The organism is Arthrobacter sp. P1_H7 (assembly GCF_056405215.1).
In genome coordinates, this window is sequence record NZ_JBFUCO010000016.1 from 159,708 (window position 1) to 176,230 (window position 16,523).

Genomic DNA, 16,523 nt, shown 5'->3' on the forward strand with positions numbered 1-16,523 from the left:
CCGCACCGTCACGATGCGGTAGTTTGGATGCACAGTAAAGGTGGCCGTCCCCTCGGGGGCGGCCACCTTTCTTTGTGCCCCGGTTGTACTTCGTGGTGCCCCGGCGGACATGCCCATTTTTGGGGCTGGCCCGTGGGCATTTGTGGATTGTGTCCAGTCCTGGCCCTGGGCGCGGGACATGTCCAGTGTTGGGTGCCCGCACCATTCAACGTCCGCCGGACATGCCCATTCTTGGAACCCGTCCCCGGGGGACATGCCCATTCTTGGGGCTGGCCCGTGGGCATTTGTGGATTGTCTCCAGTCCTGGCCCTGGGCGCGGGGCATGTCCAGTGGTCGCTCCGTGCCCGGGGGTTGGCCTCGGGAGGGCATGTCCATTGTTGGGCGCGTGGCGTGGGCATGGGGGGAGTCGGCGCATTTCGCGCTGGGAGGGCGGGGCATGTCCAGTGGTCGCTCCGTGCGCGGGGGTTGGCCTCGGGAGGGCATGTCCATTGTTGGGTGCGTGGGATGGACATAGGGGGAGCGGGCGCAGATCTCGCGACGACGGTGGGGCATGTCCAGTGGTCGTTCCGTGCCCGGGGGTTGGCCAACCGTGGGGCATGTCCAGTGGTGGAAGGGAGCCCGGACCCGGACCCGGACCCGGATGCCATGCCTTCAGCGCAGCGGGATCTTCCCTTTGACCGGCACCGTCTCCGTTTCCGAGGCAGCACCAGTCACGAGTTCGGCGCCCGCATACTTCAGCAACGCGAGGGCTCCCACGTTGCCGGCGGTCGTCTCGGCCACCAGGACGGCTGCCCCGGCCGACGCGGCGCGAGCCTTTACGAGGCGCAGCGCCTCGCGGCCCACGCCCCGTCCGCGGAAGCTCCGGGCGAGCCAGATCCCGGTTTCCAGCGCCCAGCCGCCAGCCCCCACCAGTGCCCCGGCACCAGCCCCGGCACCACCAGCCCCGCCCTCACCCGCTTCTGCCGGCTCCGGGTCCATCCGCTTGAGCCGGATGGACCCTGCCAGCTGCCCGTCGCAGCTGATGGCCCACGTCTTTTGCCCCGCGGGCCCGTCCAGGCCGGCTGCGGCGGCGCGGTGGAATTCGCGGAACCAGCTGATCCGGTCGGTGTTCCAGCCGGCGGCCGTGCCCAACGGCGGGGTGACCTCATCGGCGTCGGCGTCCCGGAGCGCAAGTTCCAGGAGCTGTTCGAGTACCTCCTCGCTGACGTCAAGCAGCTCGACCGCGGGCACAGGCTCAGCTGATGGGGACATCGATCCACTCCGTTTCTCCGGGCAGCAGCGACGCGCTGCCGGCCGACATGGCGGCCACGCGGTCCGCGGCCCGGGCCAGTTCTTCCGGATCATCCGGCAGCGCCAGCCTCAGGACAGTAGTCTGCGCCTCATAACGGGTTTCGGCCATGACATACCCCACGGCACGCAGATCGTTCTCGAGCCGCCCGGCCACGGCGTGCTGCACCGGAACCGAGCAAATGCGCAGTCGGCGGCGCCGCACGAGGGGAGCGAGCTCCAGCGCACCGGACACCGATTCGGAATAGGCCCGCACCAGGCCGCCGGCACCCAGGAGAATGCCGCCGAAATAGCGCACGACGACGACGGCGACATCGCTGAGGTCGGTGACGCCGGGTGCGGTCTCCCGCTTCAGCAGCGCCTCAAGCATGGGGACGCCCGCGGTGCCGGACGGCTCGCCGTCGTCGTTGGACCGCTGGACGTCCCGGTCGGGACCGAGCACGAAGGCGAAGCAGTGATGCCGTGCGTCATGGAATTCCCGGCGCAACCGGCCCAGGACGGCCCGGGCGGCGTCCTCGTCCGCCGTGCGGGCCAGCACGGTGATGAAACGGGACCGCTTGACCTCGATTTCGTGGCGAAACTCGGGCCCCGCGGCAAGGGTGGTGTAAACGGCCGTCCTGCTCTCGGGGGATTCCGCCGCATCTGCCACCGGTTCAGTTTAGTCTGGTGAGGTGTTGAAGATCGGGTTGACCGGCGGAATCGCCTCGGGGAAGTCCATGGTTGCCGCGCGCCTGCGCGACCTCGGAGCAGTGCTTGTCGACGCCGACGCGCTGGCCCGGGAGGTCGTGGAACCGGGTACGCCCGGGCTGGCCAGTCTGGTGGAGGCCTTCGGTGCTGCCGTCCTGACCCCGGAAGGCCGGCTGGACCGGCCCCGGCTCGGCGCCCTAGTCTTCGGTGATCGGGAGCGCCTGGCCGCGCTCAACGGGATCGTCCACCCCTTGGTACGGGAGCGCGCCGCGGCGATGGTCGCCGCCGCCCCGGCCGGCGCCGTCGTGGTCCAGGACATCCCGCTCCTGGTCGAAACCGGACAAGGGAAGAACTTCCATCTGGTGGTCGTGGTGGATGCCCCCGACCACGTCCGGGTCCACCGCATGGCCGAACACCGCAATATGACCGCCGACGAGGCGCGCGCCCGGATGGCAGCCCAGGCGGGCCGCGAGGACCGACTGGCCGCGGCGGACGTCGTGCTGGATAACTCGGGCACCCCGGAGGACCTCCGGCAGGCGGTCGACGCGCTGTGGGAGGAGCGGCTGAGGCCGTTTGCACTGAATCTCAAGGGGCAGAGGATCGCCCCGCGGACGTCGGGGCCGGTCCTCGCCCCGGCCGATCCGTCCTGGGCCGCGCAGGCCGCCCGGCTGATTGCCCGGCTGCGGGCCGCCGTTCCGCAGGATGTCCTGGCCGTGGACCACATCGGGTCCACGGCCGTCCCTGGCCTCGACGCCAAAGATGTGATCGACCTCCAGCTCAGCGTCCGGGACCTGGACGCCGCGGACCGGATCGCGCCGCGGTTGGCCGACGCAGGATTCCCGCGCTGGCCCGGCATCATCACCGACAACCCCAAGCCCTCGCACCCCGACCCTGCCGACTGGGGCAAGAGGCTGCACGGCAACGCCGACCCCGGCCGGCCGGTGAATCTCCACCTCCGTGCGGCCGGCTCGCCGGGCTGGCGGTATGCGCTGTGCTTCCGCGACTGGCTGCGCGCCGATCCCGAAGCCCGGGCGGATTATGTCGCCGAAAAGCAACGGGTCGCCGGGCTGCACGACGTCGACAAGTCCACCGCCGGCTACGCGGCCGACAAGGAGGGCTGGTTCACCGACTATGCCTGGCCCCGGATGGAAGCGTGGGTGCAGCGTACAGGATGGCAGCCGCCGTCGTACGCGAACAACGCCGGAGCGGACAACTGCGGAGCGGACGACGCCGGTACAGGCGCCGTCGGCGGCGGCGCCGCAACGGCACCTGCCGCCGGCCCTGCCACAGACACTGCCGTTGGCGGCGCCGCCGCAACGGCACCTGCCGTCGGCCCCGGTACTGCCCAAAGCTGAATCAGGGCATCCTGTCACAGCCCGGCGGTAGATTAGGTACATGAGTCTTGCCCAGGAAATCAACCGCGTCGTGGCGCCCTTCGAGGTCATCAGTGAGTTCCAGCCGGCGGGTGACCAACCGGCCGCCATCGCAGAGCTGACCGAGCGCATCAAGAACGGCGAAAAAGACGTCGTGCTGCTTGGCGCCACCGGTACCGGTAAGAGCGCGACCACGGCCTGGCTGATCGAGCAGGTCCAGCGTCCCACCCTGGTGATGGTGCAGAACAAGACCCTCGCCGCGCAGCTGGCCAACGAATTCCGCGAACTGCTGCCGAACAACGCGGTGGAATACTTCGTGTCCTACTACGACTACTACCAGCCGGAAGCCTACGTCGCCCAGACGGACACCTTCATCGAGAAGGATTCCTCCGTCAACGAGGAAGTCGAACGGCTCCGCCACTCCGCCACCAACGCGCTGCTGACCCGCCGCGACGTGATCGTAGTCGCCACCGTCTCCTGCATCTACGGCCTCGGCACCCCGGAAGAATACATCGCCGGCATGGTGACGCTCCGCAAGGGGGCGGAAATGAACCGTGACGACCTGCTCCGGAAGTTCGTCTCCATGCAGTACACCCGCAACGACATGGACTTCCACCGCGGCACGTTCCGGGTGCGCGGGGACACCGTGGAAATCATCCCGATGTACGAGGAACTGGCGATCCGGATCGAGTTTTTCGGCGACGAGATCGAAAATATCCAGACCCTCCACCCGCTGACCGGCGAAGTGCTCCGGGACGAGAACGAAATGTACGTCTTCCCCGCCTCGCACTACGTTGCCGGTCCGGAACGGATGGGCCGGGCGATCAAGCGGATCGAAGACGAACTGGCCGAACGCCTCACCGTGCTGGAAAGCCAGAACAAGCTGGTCGAGGCCCAACGGCTCCGCATGCGCACCACCTATGACCTGGAAATGATGCAGCAGATGGGGTTCTGCAACGGCATCGAGAACTATTCCTCGCACATCGACGGCCGTGCCCGCGGGACCGCGCCGCACTGCCTGATCGACTACTTCCCGGACGACTTCCTCCTGGTGATCGATGAATCCCACGTCACCGTGCCGCAGATCGGCGCCATGTACGAGGGCGACATGTCCCGCAAGCGGAACCTCGTGGACCACGGCTTCAGGCTGCCCTCGGCGATGGACAACCGCCCGCTCAAATGGGACGAGTTCCAGGACCGCGTGGGCCAGACCGTCTACCTCTCCGCCACGCCGGGGAAGTACGAGCTCGGCAAGTCCGACGGCTTCGTCCAGCAGATCATCCGCCCCACCGGCCTGATCGACCCCGAGGTCGTCGTCAAGCCCACGAAGGGGCAGATCGATGACCTGCTGGGCGAAATCCGGACCCGCACCGCGAAGAACGAGCGGGTCCTGGTCACCACCTTGACCAAGCGGATGGCCGAAGACCTGACGGACTACCTGCTGGGCCATGGCGTGAAGGTGGAATACCTGCACTCCGACGTCGACACGCTGCGCCGCGTGGAACTCCTGCGCGAACTGCGGATGGGTGTCTTCGACGTCCTCGTCGGCATCAACCTGCTCCGTGAAGGCCTTGACCTCCCGGAGGTGTCGCTGGTCAGCATCCTGGACGCCGACAAGGAAGGCTTCCTGCGCTCCTCGACGTCCCTGATCCAGACCATCGGGCGCGCCGCCCGAAACGTCTCCGGCCAAGTGCACATGTACGCGGACCGAATCACCGACTCGATGGCCCACGCCATCGACGAGACGAACCGCCGCCGCGCCATCCAGGTGGCCTACAACACGGAGAACGGGATCGATCCCCAGCCGCTCCGGAAAAAGATCGCAGACATCACCGACCAGCTGGCCAAGGAAGACGCGGACACCCGCGAGCTGCTGGCCGCGGCCGGGAAGAACCGCGGCAAGGGCAAGGGCACCTCGCTCATCCGTGCGGACGGTCTCGCCGCCGCGCCGGCAGAGGATCTCGTCGGCCTGATCGAACAGCTGACCGAACAGATGCACGCCGCAGCCGGGGAGCTGCAGTTCGAACTGGCCGCCCGGCTGCGCGATGAGGTGGGCGAATTGAAGAAGGAACTGCGGCAAATGCAATCCGCGGGGCACGCCTAGGGTAAACTCGGTCAAACGTAGGGGAGTATCCGAAACGCTACGATCGTCAACACGCACGGCTACGATGCCGTGCCGGGCGTAGCGGGCAGCCAGGCAGCGTCATGCGCCGGCGGTCGGAGAGACTTACACCGCTGAGCTGTACCCTACGAAAGGTATTTCCCCCGTGCCCGAGCTTCCCCTGTGGTTCGAGATCGGCTCGTTTGTCGTCCTCGGCGTCATTCTGGCCATCGACCTCCTGATGGTCCTCAAACGCCCGCATGAGCCCTCCATGAAAGAAGCCGGACTGTGGGTCGCGTTCTACGTGGCCCTGGCCCTGGTCTTCGCCGGCGCCATGTTCGCCTTCACCGGCCCGGAATTCGGCGGCCAGTTCATCGCCGGCTGGGTGACCGAATACAGCCTGAGCATCGACAACCTGTTCGTCTTCATCATCATCATGGCCCGCTTCTCGGTACCGAGAAAGTACCAGCAGGAAGTGCTCATGGTGGGCATCATCATCGCCCTGATCCTCCGAGGCATATTCATCATGCTCGGCGCGATCGTGATCGAGCAGTTCAGCTGGGTCTTCTACATCTTCGGCGCCTTCCTCCTCTGGACCGCCTGGAAGCAGGCCCAGGACGAGGGCGAGGACGAGGAAGACAAGGAAAACCCGCTGATCGCCCGGATCCGCCGGGTGCTGCCGATGTCCGAGAAGTTCGACGGCGGCAAGCTCCGCACCGTGGTCGACGGCAAGAAGGTGTTCACCCCGATGCTGATCGTCTTCGTGACCATCGGCATGACGGACCTGCTCTTCGCGGTCGACTCCATTCCGGCCATCTTCGGCCTCACCCAGAGCGCCTTCATCGTCTTCACCGCCAACATCTTCGCCCTCATGGGGCTGCGCCAGCTGTACTTCCTGCTCGGCGGCCTCATGAACCGGCTCATTTACCTCAAGCACGCCCTGTCCGTGATCCTGGCGTTCATCGGTGTCAAGCTGGTCCTGCACGCCATGCACGTCAACGAGCTGCCGTTCATCAACGGCGGCCAGCACATCGAATGGGCCCCCGAGATCCCCACCTACGTCTCGCTCGGGGTGATCATCGGCACCATCGTTATCGCGGTGGTCGCCAGCCTGGTGAGCTCCAAGGCGTCCAAGTCGAAGCTGGACGCCCGGCTGGAAGAGGACTCCCGCAAGAGCCTGAGCGACGTCGACTAGTTCCGCACCGCCGGGGGCACCCGGCAGCGCATGCCTAGCAGCGCACAGCAGTACGGCGCTGGACCTTCACGGGTCCCCCAAAGATCGCCTCGCCGTCGTCCGCGATGCCGTCGTGGTGGAACTCGCCGGACTCCCAGACCTGCAGGCCCCGGACCGCGGCCGCTGTCTCCAGGGACAGCTCCCGGTCCACGTAGATGTCGTCGGTGTAGACGGCCGCGGCGACGGGCACGGTGTTCAGTGCCAGTCTCTCCGGATCGTAGAGCGGCGCCCAGTCGTCTTTTTCGGCCAGGAGCCGGGCCACCTCCTGCAGCGGGCGCAGGGCCGGGTCCTGCTCGAAGTACCAGGGGTACACCATTTCCCCGGTCAGAAGCGGCTCGCCGGCGTCGGGTTGGAACGCGGGGAATTCCTCCAGCACGCGCCAGGCGGCCCAGTTGGTGGCACCGTCCTGGGCGTAGATGGACTCGTGCATCAACGCGTACAGCGGGTTCGCGGCCCGGGACACGAGGCCACGGACCTGTTCCAGGAAGGCGTCCGAGAGGCGGTCGCCGCCGGGTGTGGCCACGAAGGCGTCCTCGAGCAGGTGGTGCAGCGCGTCCACCCGGGTATTGCCGCCCAGGAACGAGCCCACCATCTGGAACCGTTCCACCGTGAGCCGGCCGCCGTCGGCCAGGACCTCCTCTGTTTCCCGCAGGTGCGCGGCGATCCGGGTGATGGCGGCCCGGTCCTCGGGGTACCAGTCAAAGTATTCGGCGTTCCGTGCCGCGACCCGCTGGAACGTGGCCCGGTACACACGGTCCGCGGAGCCGCCCAGCGGGGCCAGCCCGCCCGTCACGAGTGCCTCGCGCAGCCCCTCGGGGGCGAACGAGAGGTAGCTGAGCGCGCAGAATCCGCCGTAGCTCTGGCCGTAGATGGTCCAGGGGGCGGAGTCGAGGGCCGCCCTGATGGCCTCGGCGTCGGCGACGATCGAGTCGGCGCGGAAGTGCGCGAGGTAGTCAGCCTGCTCCGCGGCGGTCCCGCGCAACGGCAGCGTGTTGCGGTCCACGGGCGAGGACAGTCCGGTGCCGCGCTGGTCCAGCATGAGGATCCGGAAGTCCTTCGCGGCGGCCTTGCTCCAGCCGCCCAGCGACGGGAACCGGTTTCCGCGGCCGCCAGGACCGCCCTGCAGGAAAAGCAGCCAGGGAAGCCCGGCGGCCGCTTCCTCGCTGTGTTCGGTGGACACGTACTCGCGGGCGAACACGGTGATGGTTTCGCCGCGGCGCCCCGCCTCGCTGAAGTGGTCCAGGGGGACCTTGAAGTAGTGTTCCGCGGTCCGCATGCCCCGGTAGGTGTGGCGTGCCCGGACGCTGTGCGGAACTTTGCGCCGGACGCTGGATGCAGTCTCCAGAAGGGAGGCTCCCATGAGCCCCGTCATTGGAAGATCAGCCACGGGTTGCCGCCTCGATGGAACCGGAGCGGGAGCCGGCCGGGGAGTCTGCGCCGGCAACTGCGCGGCGGCCGCCGAAAGCCGTCAGCGCCGCTCCGGTGAGGCGGAACGTGGACCATTCCTCCATCGGCAAGGCGCCGAGCTTCCTGTAAAAGTTGATGGAGGGCTCGTTCCAGTCCAGGACACTCCATTCGACGCGCGCGTAGCCGCGCTCGACGGCGGTCGCTGCCAGGTGCTGCAGGAGTGCCTTGCCGTGGCCCTCGCCGCGTGCCTCCGGCCTGACGTAGAGATCCTCCAGGTAGATCCCGTGGACGCCCTCCCACGTGGAGTAATTCAGGAACCAGAGGGCAAAGCCGCGGACCTCGCCCGCCGCGTTCTCCGCCATCGTGGCGAAGACCCTGGGATTGTCGCCGAAAAGGACCTCGGTGAGCATCTCGGGGGTGTTCCGGACGGCGTCCGGTTCCTTCTCGTAGAGGGCGAGGTCGTGAATCATCTGCAGGATGGCAGGGACGTCATGCGCTGTGGCAGGCCGGATTACACTCATTGTTCGAGTTTACCCGCGGCGCGAAAGCTCCGGCCCTGCGTTCAAGCCCGCCGTGCTTTCAGCCCTGCGCCCGTCCCCGTGCCGTCCCGCTTAGAGCCGGTTGACGTCGGTGACGCGGACGACGGCGGTCCCGGACTCGTCCGAGGCCGCCAGATCCACTTCGGCGGAGATGCCCCAGTCGTGGTTGCCGGCGGGGTCATCGAAGATCTGCCGCACCTTCCACACCCCGGGCTCCTCGGTGATGATCAGCAGCCCGGGACCGCGGGCATCCGGGCCGGTGCCGATGTCGTTGTGCTCATCAAAGTAGTCATCGAGGGCATCTTCCCAGCGCTCCGCGTCCCAGCCGGAGCCGGCGTCGAGCTCGCCCAGGGCCGTGGCGGCCTCATCGGCGAACAGCTCCACGCGGCGGAACATCTCGTTGCGCACCATCACCCGGAAAGCCCGGATGTTGGAGGTCAGCGACGGCGGCGGGGCCGGGGGAGCGTCGTGCGGTGTGGGCGCGGCGCCGGATGTGAGCTCTTCCCATTCGTCCAGCAGGCTGGAGTCCACCTGACGGACCAGTTCTCCCAGCCAGGCGATGAGGTCCTCGAGGTCCTCACGGAGGGCATCCTGCGGGACAGTCTGGCGGAGCGCCTTGAAACCGTCGGCAAGGTAGCGCAGCACGATCCCTTCCGAGCGGGCGAGGCCGTAGAACTGGACGAACTCGCCGAAGTTCATGGCGCGCTCGTACATGTCCCGGACCACGGACTTGGGCGCGAGCTCGAAGTCGCCGACCCACGGCGCGGCCTTGCGGTAGACATCGAAGGCCTCGCCGAGGATCTCCGCGAGCGGCTGCGGGTAGGTGACCTCTTCGAGCATTGCCATCCGCTGGTCATACTCGATGCCGTCGGCCTTCATCGCCGCGATGGCCTCGCCGCGCGCCTTCTTCTGCTGTGCCGAGAGGATCTGGCGCGGCTTCTCCAGGGTGGCCTCGATCACCGACACCACGTCCAGGGCGTACGACGGCGACTCCGGGTCCAGCAGCTCCAACGCGGCCAGCGCGAACGGAGACAGCGGCTGGTTGAGGGCAAAGTTTGCCTGCAGGTGGACCGTGAGCCGGACCGTGCGGCCGTCAGCACCCTGCTCCCCGGCCGGGATCCGCTCCACGACGCCGGCAGCGAGCAGCTCGCGGTAAATTCCCAGGGCCTTCTTCATGAGCCGCAGCTGGGCCGGACGGGTCTCGTGGTTTTCGGTGAGCAGGCGGCGGGCCGCCTGGAACGGGTCGCCGGGGCGTTCCATCAGGTTCATCAGCATCGCGTGCGTCACGGTGAAACTCGACGTCAGCGGATCCGGAACAGACTCGACCAGCCGCTTGTACGTCGGTTCACCCCAGGACACGAAGCCTTCCGGGGGCTTCTTCTTCACCACCTGGCGCAGCTTCTTCTGGTCGTCGCCGAACTTGGCCGTGGCCTTGGCCATCGCCTTCACGTTTTCCGTCACGTGCTCCGGGGCCTGGACCACCACGGTTCCGGCCGTGTCATAGCCGGCGCGGCCGGCGCGCCCGGCGATCTGGTGGAACTCGCGGGAGTTCAGCAGCCGGGTGCGGACGCCGTCGTACTTGCTCAGGGCGGTGAGCAGCACGGTGCGGATGGGCACGTTGATGCCTACCCCGAGCGTATCCGTGCCGCAGATGACCTTCAGCAGGCCGGCCTGGGCCAGCTGTTCGACCAGCCGGCGGTACTTCGGCAGCATGCCGGCGTGGTGGACGCCGATCCCGTGCCGGACCAGCCGGTTGAGGGTCTTGCCGAAGCCTGCGGCGAAACGGAACCCGGCAATGAGCTCGGCAATCTTGTCCTTTTCCTCGCGGGTGCAGACGTTGATGCTCATCAGGTTCTGGGCCCGGTCGATCGCCTCGACCTGGCTGAAGTGGACCACGTACACCGGGACCTGCCTGGTGGCGAGCAGCTCCTCGAGGGTCTCGTGGACCGGGGTCTGTTCGTAGTAGTAGTGCAGCGGAATGGGGCGTTCCGCGGAACTGACGGTCGTCGTCGTGCGTCCGGTCAGTTCACTGAGGCCGTCCTCGAACCGGCTGACATCGCCGAGTGTCGCCGACATCAGCAGGAACTGCGCCTGGGGCAGTTCAAGCAGCGGCACCTGCCACGCCCAGCCACGCTGCGGGTCCGAGTAGAAGTGGAACTCGTCCATGATCACGGCGCCGAGCTGCGCCGCCGAACCTTCACGCAGGGCGATGTTGGCCAGGATTTCGGCCGTGCAGCAGATGATCGGGGCATCCTGGTTCACGCCGGAGTCGCCGGTGATCATGCCGACGTTGTCGGCGCCGAAGATCTCGCAGAGGGCGAAGAACTTTTCCGAGACGAGGGCCTTGATCGGGGCGGTGTAGTAGCTCCGCTGCCCGCGGGCCATGGCCTGGAAGTGCGCGGCGATGGCGACGAGGGATTTCCCGGACCCGGTCGGGGTGGCCAGGATGACGTTGGAGCCGGCGGCCAGCTCCATGATGGCCTCGTCCTGGGCGGTGTACAGGGCCAGGCCGCGGGTCTCGGTCCACTCGACAAACCGGGTGTAGAGCTCGTCCGGGTCCAGGCCCGTCCTGCCGGGGATACGGGCGGCCGGGGCGGGGAGCTGATCAACGAGTTTCATTGCTGTCCAGCTTAGTGCCCGCGTGGTAACCGCGGCACCGCACGCAGTGCAGGCGCGGGCCGTGCGCCGCACGCAGCGCAGGCGCTCTTCCTTGGCTGTCCCACGGGCCGGGACTAGGCTTCGGTTAGGACAACGTGCCGGGAACTGGAGGCAGCCATGAAGTGGGATCCGGAGAAATATGTGCAGTTCGGGGACTACCGGGACAGGCCATTCTTTGATCTGACGGGGCGGATCCATGCCGAAGCCCCGCGGCACGTGGTGGACCTCGGCTGCGGTCCCGGAAACCTGACCGCGACGCTCGCGGACCGCTGGCCGGGCGCGCAGGTGGTCGGTCTGGATTCATCGCAGGAAATGCTGGCCATCTCCAAGGACCACGCAGCCGCGGCGGCCAATCTTTCCTACGACCTGGCCGACATTGAGCACTGGCTGCCGTCCGGCGACACGGACGTGGTGGTCACCAACGCGGCCCTTCAGTGGGTGCCCGGCCACCGAAAGCTGCTGCCTGCATGGCTCGATGCCCTCAAGCCGGGCGCCTGGTTCGCGCTGCAAGTCCCGGGCAACTTCAATGCCCCGTCGCACACCCTGATGCGGGAGCTGGCCGACTCTCCGGCCTGGGCGGGGCGGCTCGCCGGGGTGCTGCGCCACGACGACGTGGTGGGGGAAGCGGCGGAGTATCTGGAAATCATGCTCGACGCCGGTTGTGCCGCAGACGCCTGGGAGACCACCTACCAGCAGCTGCTCCCGGGCGCCCACCCGGTGTTGGAGTGGGTCCGCGGCACCGGACTCAGGCCGGTCCTAGCGGCCCTCCCCGAGGACGAGGCCAGGGAGTTCGAAGCCGAGTACTCGGCACGGCTGGACGACGCATATCCGGCAGGCCGGCACGGAACGGTCTTCCCTTTCCGCCGCACGTTCGCGGTGGCGCAGAAAACCGGGTAGGCGGCGCGTCTGCCGGATGACACGAAGCACTCCGGAATGGGGCTTACAATGACGTGGCGGTGTGGGGCGGCCGTTAGGCTGATCACCATTCCGGGCCCTGGGCTAGTAATGGAGGTTCAGTGCTTATAGGCCTGATGTCGCGGCTGTTGTCCGCGCATAAGGGGACCGTCCTGGCCATCGTTGTGCTGCAGCTCGTGCAAGCCACTGCCAACCTGCTCCTGCCCACACTGAATGCCGCGATCATCGACGACGGCATCATCGGCGGGGACACCGGGGAGATCCTCCACCTCGGTGCATGGATGGCCGGAATCGCTGCCGTCCAGGTGATGACGGCCGTCGCGGCCGGATATCTGGGCGCTGTGGTCGCCATGGAGATTGGCGGCCAGCTGCGCGGGGAGCTTTTCGCGAAGGTGCAGTCCTTCTCCTCCCAGGAGGTCAGCGCTTTCGGCGCGCCCAGCCTCGTGACCCGGGCCACCAACGACGTCGCCCAGATCCAAAACCTCGCCGTCCTGGTGTTCATCATGCTCATTGCCGCGCCGGCGATCTTCGTCGGCGGCATCGTGCTGGCCGTGCACCAGGACGTGGTGCTGTCCTGGATCGTGGTCGTGGTGATCCCGGTCCTGACGGTGATCATGACGGTGATCGTGCGCCGCCTGATTCCCCTGTACCGCCAGGGCCAGGGCCTCCTGGACCGGATCGGCCGGGTGCTGCGGGAGCAGATCATCGGCGCGAATGTTATCCGCGGCTTTGTCCGGCAGGACCACGAGGTCCGCCGCTTCGATGAAGCCAACAAGGACCTCACCCGGAACAATCTGCAATCCGCCCTCCTGGTGGCGGCGATGATGCCGATGATCATGTTCGTGGTCAACATCTCCTCCGTGTTCGTGGTGTGGTTCGGCGGGCATCGGATCGACGCCGGCGAAATGCGGCTGGGGGCGCTGACGGCGTTCATCGCCTACATCCTGCAGATCCTGATCGCCATCATGATGGCGATGTACGTCTTCATGACCGCCCCCCGGGCAGCGGCGTGCGCGGAACGGATCCGCGCAGTGCTGGACACGGAACCGGCCATCGCGGATCCCGCCGGCTCTGCCGCCACTGCCGGTGCGGCCGGCACTGCCGCCACTCCAGCCGGTGCGGCAGCCACTCCAGCCGGTGCGGCAGCCGATGCGGGCGCCACGGGCCGCTCGGGCGCTGTCGAGTTCCGGAACGTGTCCTTCGCGTACCCCGGAGCCGAAGCGCCCGTGCTGGACGGCGTCTCGTTCACCGCCAGGGCCGGGACCACGACGGCGATCATCGGCGCGACCGGCAGCGGCAAGACGACACTCCTGAACCTGCTGCCCCGCTTCCTCGACGCGACGGCCGGAGAGATCAGCATCGGCGGGGACAACGTGCGGGCGATGCCCCTGGACGTCCTGCGCGGCCTGATGGCAATAGTCCCGCAGCAGTCCTACCTTTTCGCGGACACGGTCGCGGAGAACCTCCGGCTCGGGGCGCCCGCCGCGAGCGAGCCCGAATTGTGGCAGGCGCTCGAAGCTGCCCAGGCGGCCGAATTTGTCCGCGCCCTGCCGCTCGGACTCGAAACCCCCGTAAGCCAGGGCGGCACCAACTTCTCCGGCGGCGAACGGCAGCGCCTGTGCATCGCGCGGGCACTGCTCAAGCGGGCACCCGCCTACCTGTTCGATGACAGTTTCTCGGCTCTGGACTACGGCACCGACGTCAGGCTCCGGGCGGCGATCGAGCCGCTCCTGCGTTCGGCGACCGTGCTGATCGTGGCCGAGCGGGTGTCAACAATCGTGGACGCCGGGCTGATCCTGGTACTGGAGGGCGGCCGGGTCGTGGCGCAGGGTACGCACAGCGAACTCATGGAGTCCTCGCCCAGCTACCAGGAAATTGCCGCGTCCCAGCTGGTGCTGGAGGAAGCCCCGTGAGCCGCGCGCGGGCACACCGCGCCGGGACCGTTGAGGGACCCGGCGCGCCGGAGCGCATCAAATGGCACACCGCCGCCCGGCTGCTTGGCCTGCTGCTGCCGCTGAAATGGCGGATGGCCGGTGTCATCGCCGCCACCTGTGCGTTCGTGACACTGAACGTGGCGGCCCCCAAGGTCCTGGGCGACGCCACCGACGTCGTCGTCGATGGCTTCCTGGGCGGCTCCCTCGACGAGCAACAGCTGGCCGAGCGGCTGCTGGCGGTTTCCGCCATGTACGTCGGGGCGTCCCTGTTCAGCTGGATCCAGGGCAGCCTGACCGCCACCGCGGTGCAGCGCCTCAGCTACGGCCTCCGCGGCTCCGTGGAACAAAAACTCCATGTGCTGCCGTCCAGCCATTTCGAGGAGCAGCGCCGCGGCGACGTGCTCAGCCGGGCCACGAACGACGTCGACAATATCTCCCAGGCGCTCAACCAGCTCCTCAACCAGCTGATCATGTCCGTCCTGATGCTCTCGGCCGCACTCGCCATGATGCTGTGGCTCTCGCCGCTGCTGGCGCTGATCGCGGTCCTCTCGGTGCCGGTGTCCACGGTCATCACGGTCCTCGTGGCCCGGCACTCCCAGGCGCACTTCAAGGAGCAGTGGAGCAGCACGGGGGCACTGCACGCCCAGCTCGAGGAATTCTTCACCGGGCATGAAGTGGTCAAGGCATTCGGCCGGCAGGAAGAGTCGGCGGCGAGCTTCCGGGAGCGCAACGAGAAGCTCACGCGATCCAGCACCCGCGCCCAGTACTTGTCCGGCATCGTGCAGCCGCTGCTGGTGTTTGTCGCCAACCTGAACTACATCGCGATTGCTGTTGTGGGGGCGCTGCAGGTCACCGCGGGGGTCTTGACGATCGGCGGCATCCAGGCTTTCGTCCAGTTCTCCCGCCTCTTCAGCCAGCCGGTGAGCCAGATCGGCGGCATGCTGACCCTCGTGCAGTCCTGCCTGGCCTCGGCGGAGCGCGTGTTCGAGCTGCTGGACGCCCCGGAGATCCCCCGGGACAGCGCCGTGCCCGCCGTCTCGGCAAACGGCGCCGGCAAGCTGCGCGGCGCCACGGCCGCACGGAAGTTCCATGTCCCGCGCAAATCCTCCAACGGACGCAAACCCCCTGCCCCGCGCATGCCCGGCGACCTGCTGGATCCGGGCGCGGTGGCAGGCCGGGTCACGTTCGAACACGTCAGCTTCAGCTACAGCCCCGGCACCCCCACCGTGAAGGACCTCTCCTTCACGGTGGACCCGGGACAGACGGTGGCGATCGTGGGACACACCGGGGCCGGCAAGACCACCGTCGTCAACCTCCTGATGCGCTTCTACGAACTCGACTCCGGCCGGATCCTGGTGGACTCGACGGACATCGCCACCATCCCGCGGGACGAGCTGCGGCGCGCCTTCGGAATCGTGTTGCAGGATGCCTGGCTGTTTACCGGCAGCATCCGGGAGAACATCGAATACGGCCGGCCCGGCGCCACCGACGCCGACATCGTCGCGGCGGCCCGCGCCAGCCACGTGGACCAGTTTGTGCGGTCCCTGCCGGCCGGCTACGCCACGATGCTCGGCAACGACGGCGACTCCCTGAGCCGGGGCCAGCGCCAGCTCGTCTCGATCGCACGGGCGCAGATTGCAGGGCGCAATATCATGGTGCTGGATGAGGCGACGAGTTCCGTCGACAGCCGCACGGAGGTGCAGATCCGGCATGCCATGGAGCAGCTGCGGCAAGGTCATACGAGCTTCGTGATCGCGCACCGTTTGTCCACGGTCCGGGACGCTGATCTAATTCTCGTCATGGACCACGGACGAATCGTTGAACACGGCACCCATCAGCAGCTGGTGGCGCGGCGGGGCCTCTACAAGGATTTGTACGAGGCCCAGTTCGCCGGCCGCGAACAGGTCCCGGCCGTCCGGAAGGCCGAACAGTGAGCCCCGCGGACGCCGCGGGGGAGCGCTTCCCAGGATCCTGGCGGACCAATCCGGCCAGCTCCGTCCCGCTCTTCGAACAGCTGCGGCTCTACGTCATCGAACGCGCCGACAACGGCACGCTCGCGCCGGGCACCAGGCTTCCGGCCGTGCGCAGCCTCGCCGGCGAGCTGGGCGTGGCTCCGCACACCGTGGCGCGGGCCTACAAGGAACTCGAGGCCGCCGGCGTTGTGGTGACCAAGGGCCGCAACGGCACCGTTGTGTGTGCCCGCGATGCGGCCTGGAGCTCGCTGTCCGCCGCCGCCGAGGAGTTCGCCGCGGCCGCCAAGGCCCAGGGCGCGAGTTTTGCCGAGGCCGTGCAATTGCTGGCCGCCGCCTACGACCGCCAGTAGCACATCCGGTGCCGCCCTAGGCTCGCGGAATAGTTTTTCGAAGAAGTTTTCGATTAGCATTAGAT

At 67.6% G+C, this 16,523-nt stretch carries 12 protein-coding genes; 7 read left to right on the top strand and 5 right to left on the bottom strand.

What is annotated here, in order from left to right:
- Positions 1–651 precede the first annotated feature (651 nt).
- Both AC1DXI_RS16080 and AC1DXI_RS16085 read right to left on the bottom strand, forming a co-directional pair.
- Positions 652–1,251: a GNAT family N-acetyltransferase gene (locus AC1DXI_RS16080; RefSeq protein WP_476939446.1), complete on the bottom strand. Its 600-nt coding sequence runs from the start codon at positions 1,249–1,251 to the stop codon at positions 652–654.
- The gene (locus AC1DXI_RS16085; RefSeq protein WP_476939447.1) at positions 1,235–1,936 is read right to left on the bottom strand and encodes an IMPACT family protein; all 702 of its coding nucleotides are present in this window, start codon (positions 1,934–1,936) and stop codon (positions 1,235–1,237) included. The genes AC1DXI_RS16080 and AC1DXI_RS16085 overlap by 17 nt, the downstream gene beginning before the upstream one ends.
- A 22-nt stretch (positions 1,937–1,958) precedes the next feature.
- On the opposite strand from AC1DXI_RS16085, the gene coaE reads away from it, so the two are divergent.
- From coaE to AC1DXI_RS16100, 3 genes are all read left to right on the top strand, one after another.
- The gene (gene coaE, locus AC1DXI_RS16090; RefSeq protein ID WP_476939448.1) at positions 1,959–3,329 is read left to right on the top strand and encodes a dephospho-CoA kinase; all 1,371 of its coding nucleotides are present in this window, start codon (positions 1,959–1,961) and stop codon (positions 3,327–3,329) included.
- Positions 3,330–3,369: 40 nt separating this feature from the next.
- On the top strand, positions 3,370–5,451 hold the full coding sequence (gene uvrB, locus AC1DXI_RS16095; protein WP_018773014.1) for an excinuclease ABC subunit UvrB: 2,082 nt from the start codon (positions 3,370–3,372) through the stop codon (positions 5,449–5,451).
- A 163-nt stretch (positions 5,452–5,614) separates the two neighbouring features.
- Positions 5,615–6,643, top strand: coding sequence for a TerC family protein (locus tag AC1DXI_RS16100; protein ID WP_476939449.1), 1,029 nt, complete (start codon positions 5,615–5,617; stop codon positions 6,641–6,643).
- A 34-nt stretch (positions 6,644–6,677) separates the two neighbouring features.
- On the opposite strand, the gene AC1DXI_RS16105 is transcribed toward AC1DXI_RS16100, so the two are convergent.
- The 3 genes from AC1DXI_RS16105 to AC1DXI_RS16115 form a co-directional block, all read right to left on the bottom strand.
- Positions 6,678–8,042 carry an alpha/beta fold hydrolase gene (locus AC1DXI_RS16105; RefSeq protein ID WP_476939510.1) on the bottom strand — a complete coding sequence of 455 codons (1,365 nt, stop codon included), beginning with the start codon at positions 8,040–8,042 and terminating at the stop codon, positions 6,678–6,680.
- Positions 8,043–8,061: 19 nt separating this feature from the next.
- A complete protein-coding gene (locus tag AC1DXI_RS16110; protein ID WP_476939450.1) occupies positions 8,062–8,610 on the bottom strand; it encodes an N-acetyltransferase family protein in 549 nt (182 codons plus the stop codon).
- 90 nt (positions 8,611–8,700) lie between these two features.
- Positions 8,701–11,247: a DEAD/DEAH box helicase gene (locus tag AC1DXI_RS16115; RefSeq protein ID WP_476939451.1), complete on the bottom strand. Its 2,547-nt coding sequence runs from the start codon at positions 11,245–11,247 to the stop codon at positions 8,701–8,703.
- A gap of 156 nt (positions 11,248–11,403) precedes the next feature.
- On the opposite strand from AC1DXI_RS16115, the gene AC1DXI_RS16120 reads away from it, so the two are divergent.
- From AC1DXI_RS16120 to AC1DXI_RS16135, 4 genes are all read left to right on the top strand, one after another.
- On the top strand, positions 11,404–12,183 hold the full coding sequence (locus AC1DXI_RS16120) for a trans-aconitate 2-methyltransferase (RefSeq protein ID WP_476939452.1): 780 nt from the start codon (positions 11,404–11,406) through the stop codon (positions 12,181–12,183).
- Between the two features lie 134 nt (positions 12,184–12,317).
- Complete coding sequence (locus tag AC1DXI_RS16125; RefSeq protein WP_476939511.1) at positions 12,318–14,114, top strand: ABC transporter ATP-binding protein; 1,797 nt, start codon at positions 12,318–12,320, stop codon at positions 14,112–14,114.
- A gap of 113 nt (positions 14,115–14,227) precedes the next feature.
- On the top strand, positions 14,228–16,069 hold the full coding sequence (locus AC1DXI_RS16130; RefSeq protein ID WP_476939512.1) for an ABC transporter ATP-binding protein: 1,842 nt from the start codon (positions 14,228–14,230) through the stop codon (positions 16,067–16,069).
- Positions 16,066–16,458, top strand: a complete 393-nt coding sequence (locus AC1DXI_RS16135) for a GntR family transcriptional regulator (protein ID WP_018773006.1) — start codon at positions 16,066–16,068, stop codon at positions 16,456–16,458. The genes AC1DXI_RS16130 and AC1DXI_RS16135 overlap by 4 nt, the downstream gene beginning before the upstream one ends.
- The last annotated feature ends 65 nt before the right edge of the window (positions 16,459–16,523 follow it).

What these genes read in the sequence shown, in the direction of transcription:
- AC1DXI_RS16080 (WP_476939446.1), bottom strand. Translation starts at nt 1,251, where the DNA reads ATGTCCCCATCAGCTGAGCCTGTGCCCGCGGTCGAGCTGCTTGACGTC.
- AC1DXI_RS16130 (WP_476939512.1), top strand. Translation starts at nt 14,228, where the DNA reads ATGGCCGGTGTCATCGCCGCCACCTGTGCGTTCGTGACACTGAACGTG.
- AC1DXI_RS16115 (WP_476939451.1), bottom strand. Translation starts at nt 11,247, where the DNA reads ATGAAACTCGTTGATCAGCTCCCCGCCCCGGCCGCCCGTATCCCCGGC.
- uvrB (WP_018773014.1), top strand. Translation starts at nt 3,370, where the DNA reads ATGAGTCTTGCCCAGGAAATCAACCGCGTCGTGGCGCCCTTCGAGGTC.
- AC1DXI_RS16105 (WP_476939510.1), bottom strand. Translation starts at nt 8,042, where the DNA reads ATGGGAGCCTCCCTTCTGGAGACTGCATCCAGCGTCCGGCGCAAAGTT.
- AC1DXI_RS16125 (WP_476939511.1), top strand. Translation starts at nt 12,318, where the DNA reads ATGTCGCGGCTGTTGTCCGCGCATAAGGGGACCGTCCTGGCCATCGTT.
- AC1DXI_RS16110 (WP_476939450.1), bottom strand. Translation starts at nt 8,610, where the DNA reads ATGAGTGTAATCCGGCCTGCCACAGCGCATGACGTCCCTGCCATCCTG.
- AC1DXI_RS16120 (WP_476939452.1), top strand. Translation starts at nt 11,404, where the DNA reads ATGAAGTGGGATCCGGAGAAATATGTGCAGTTCGGGGACTACCGGGAC.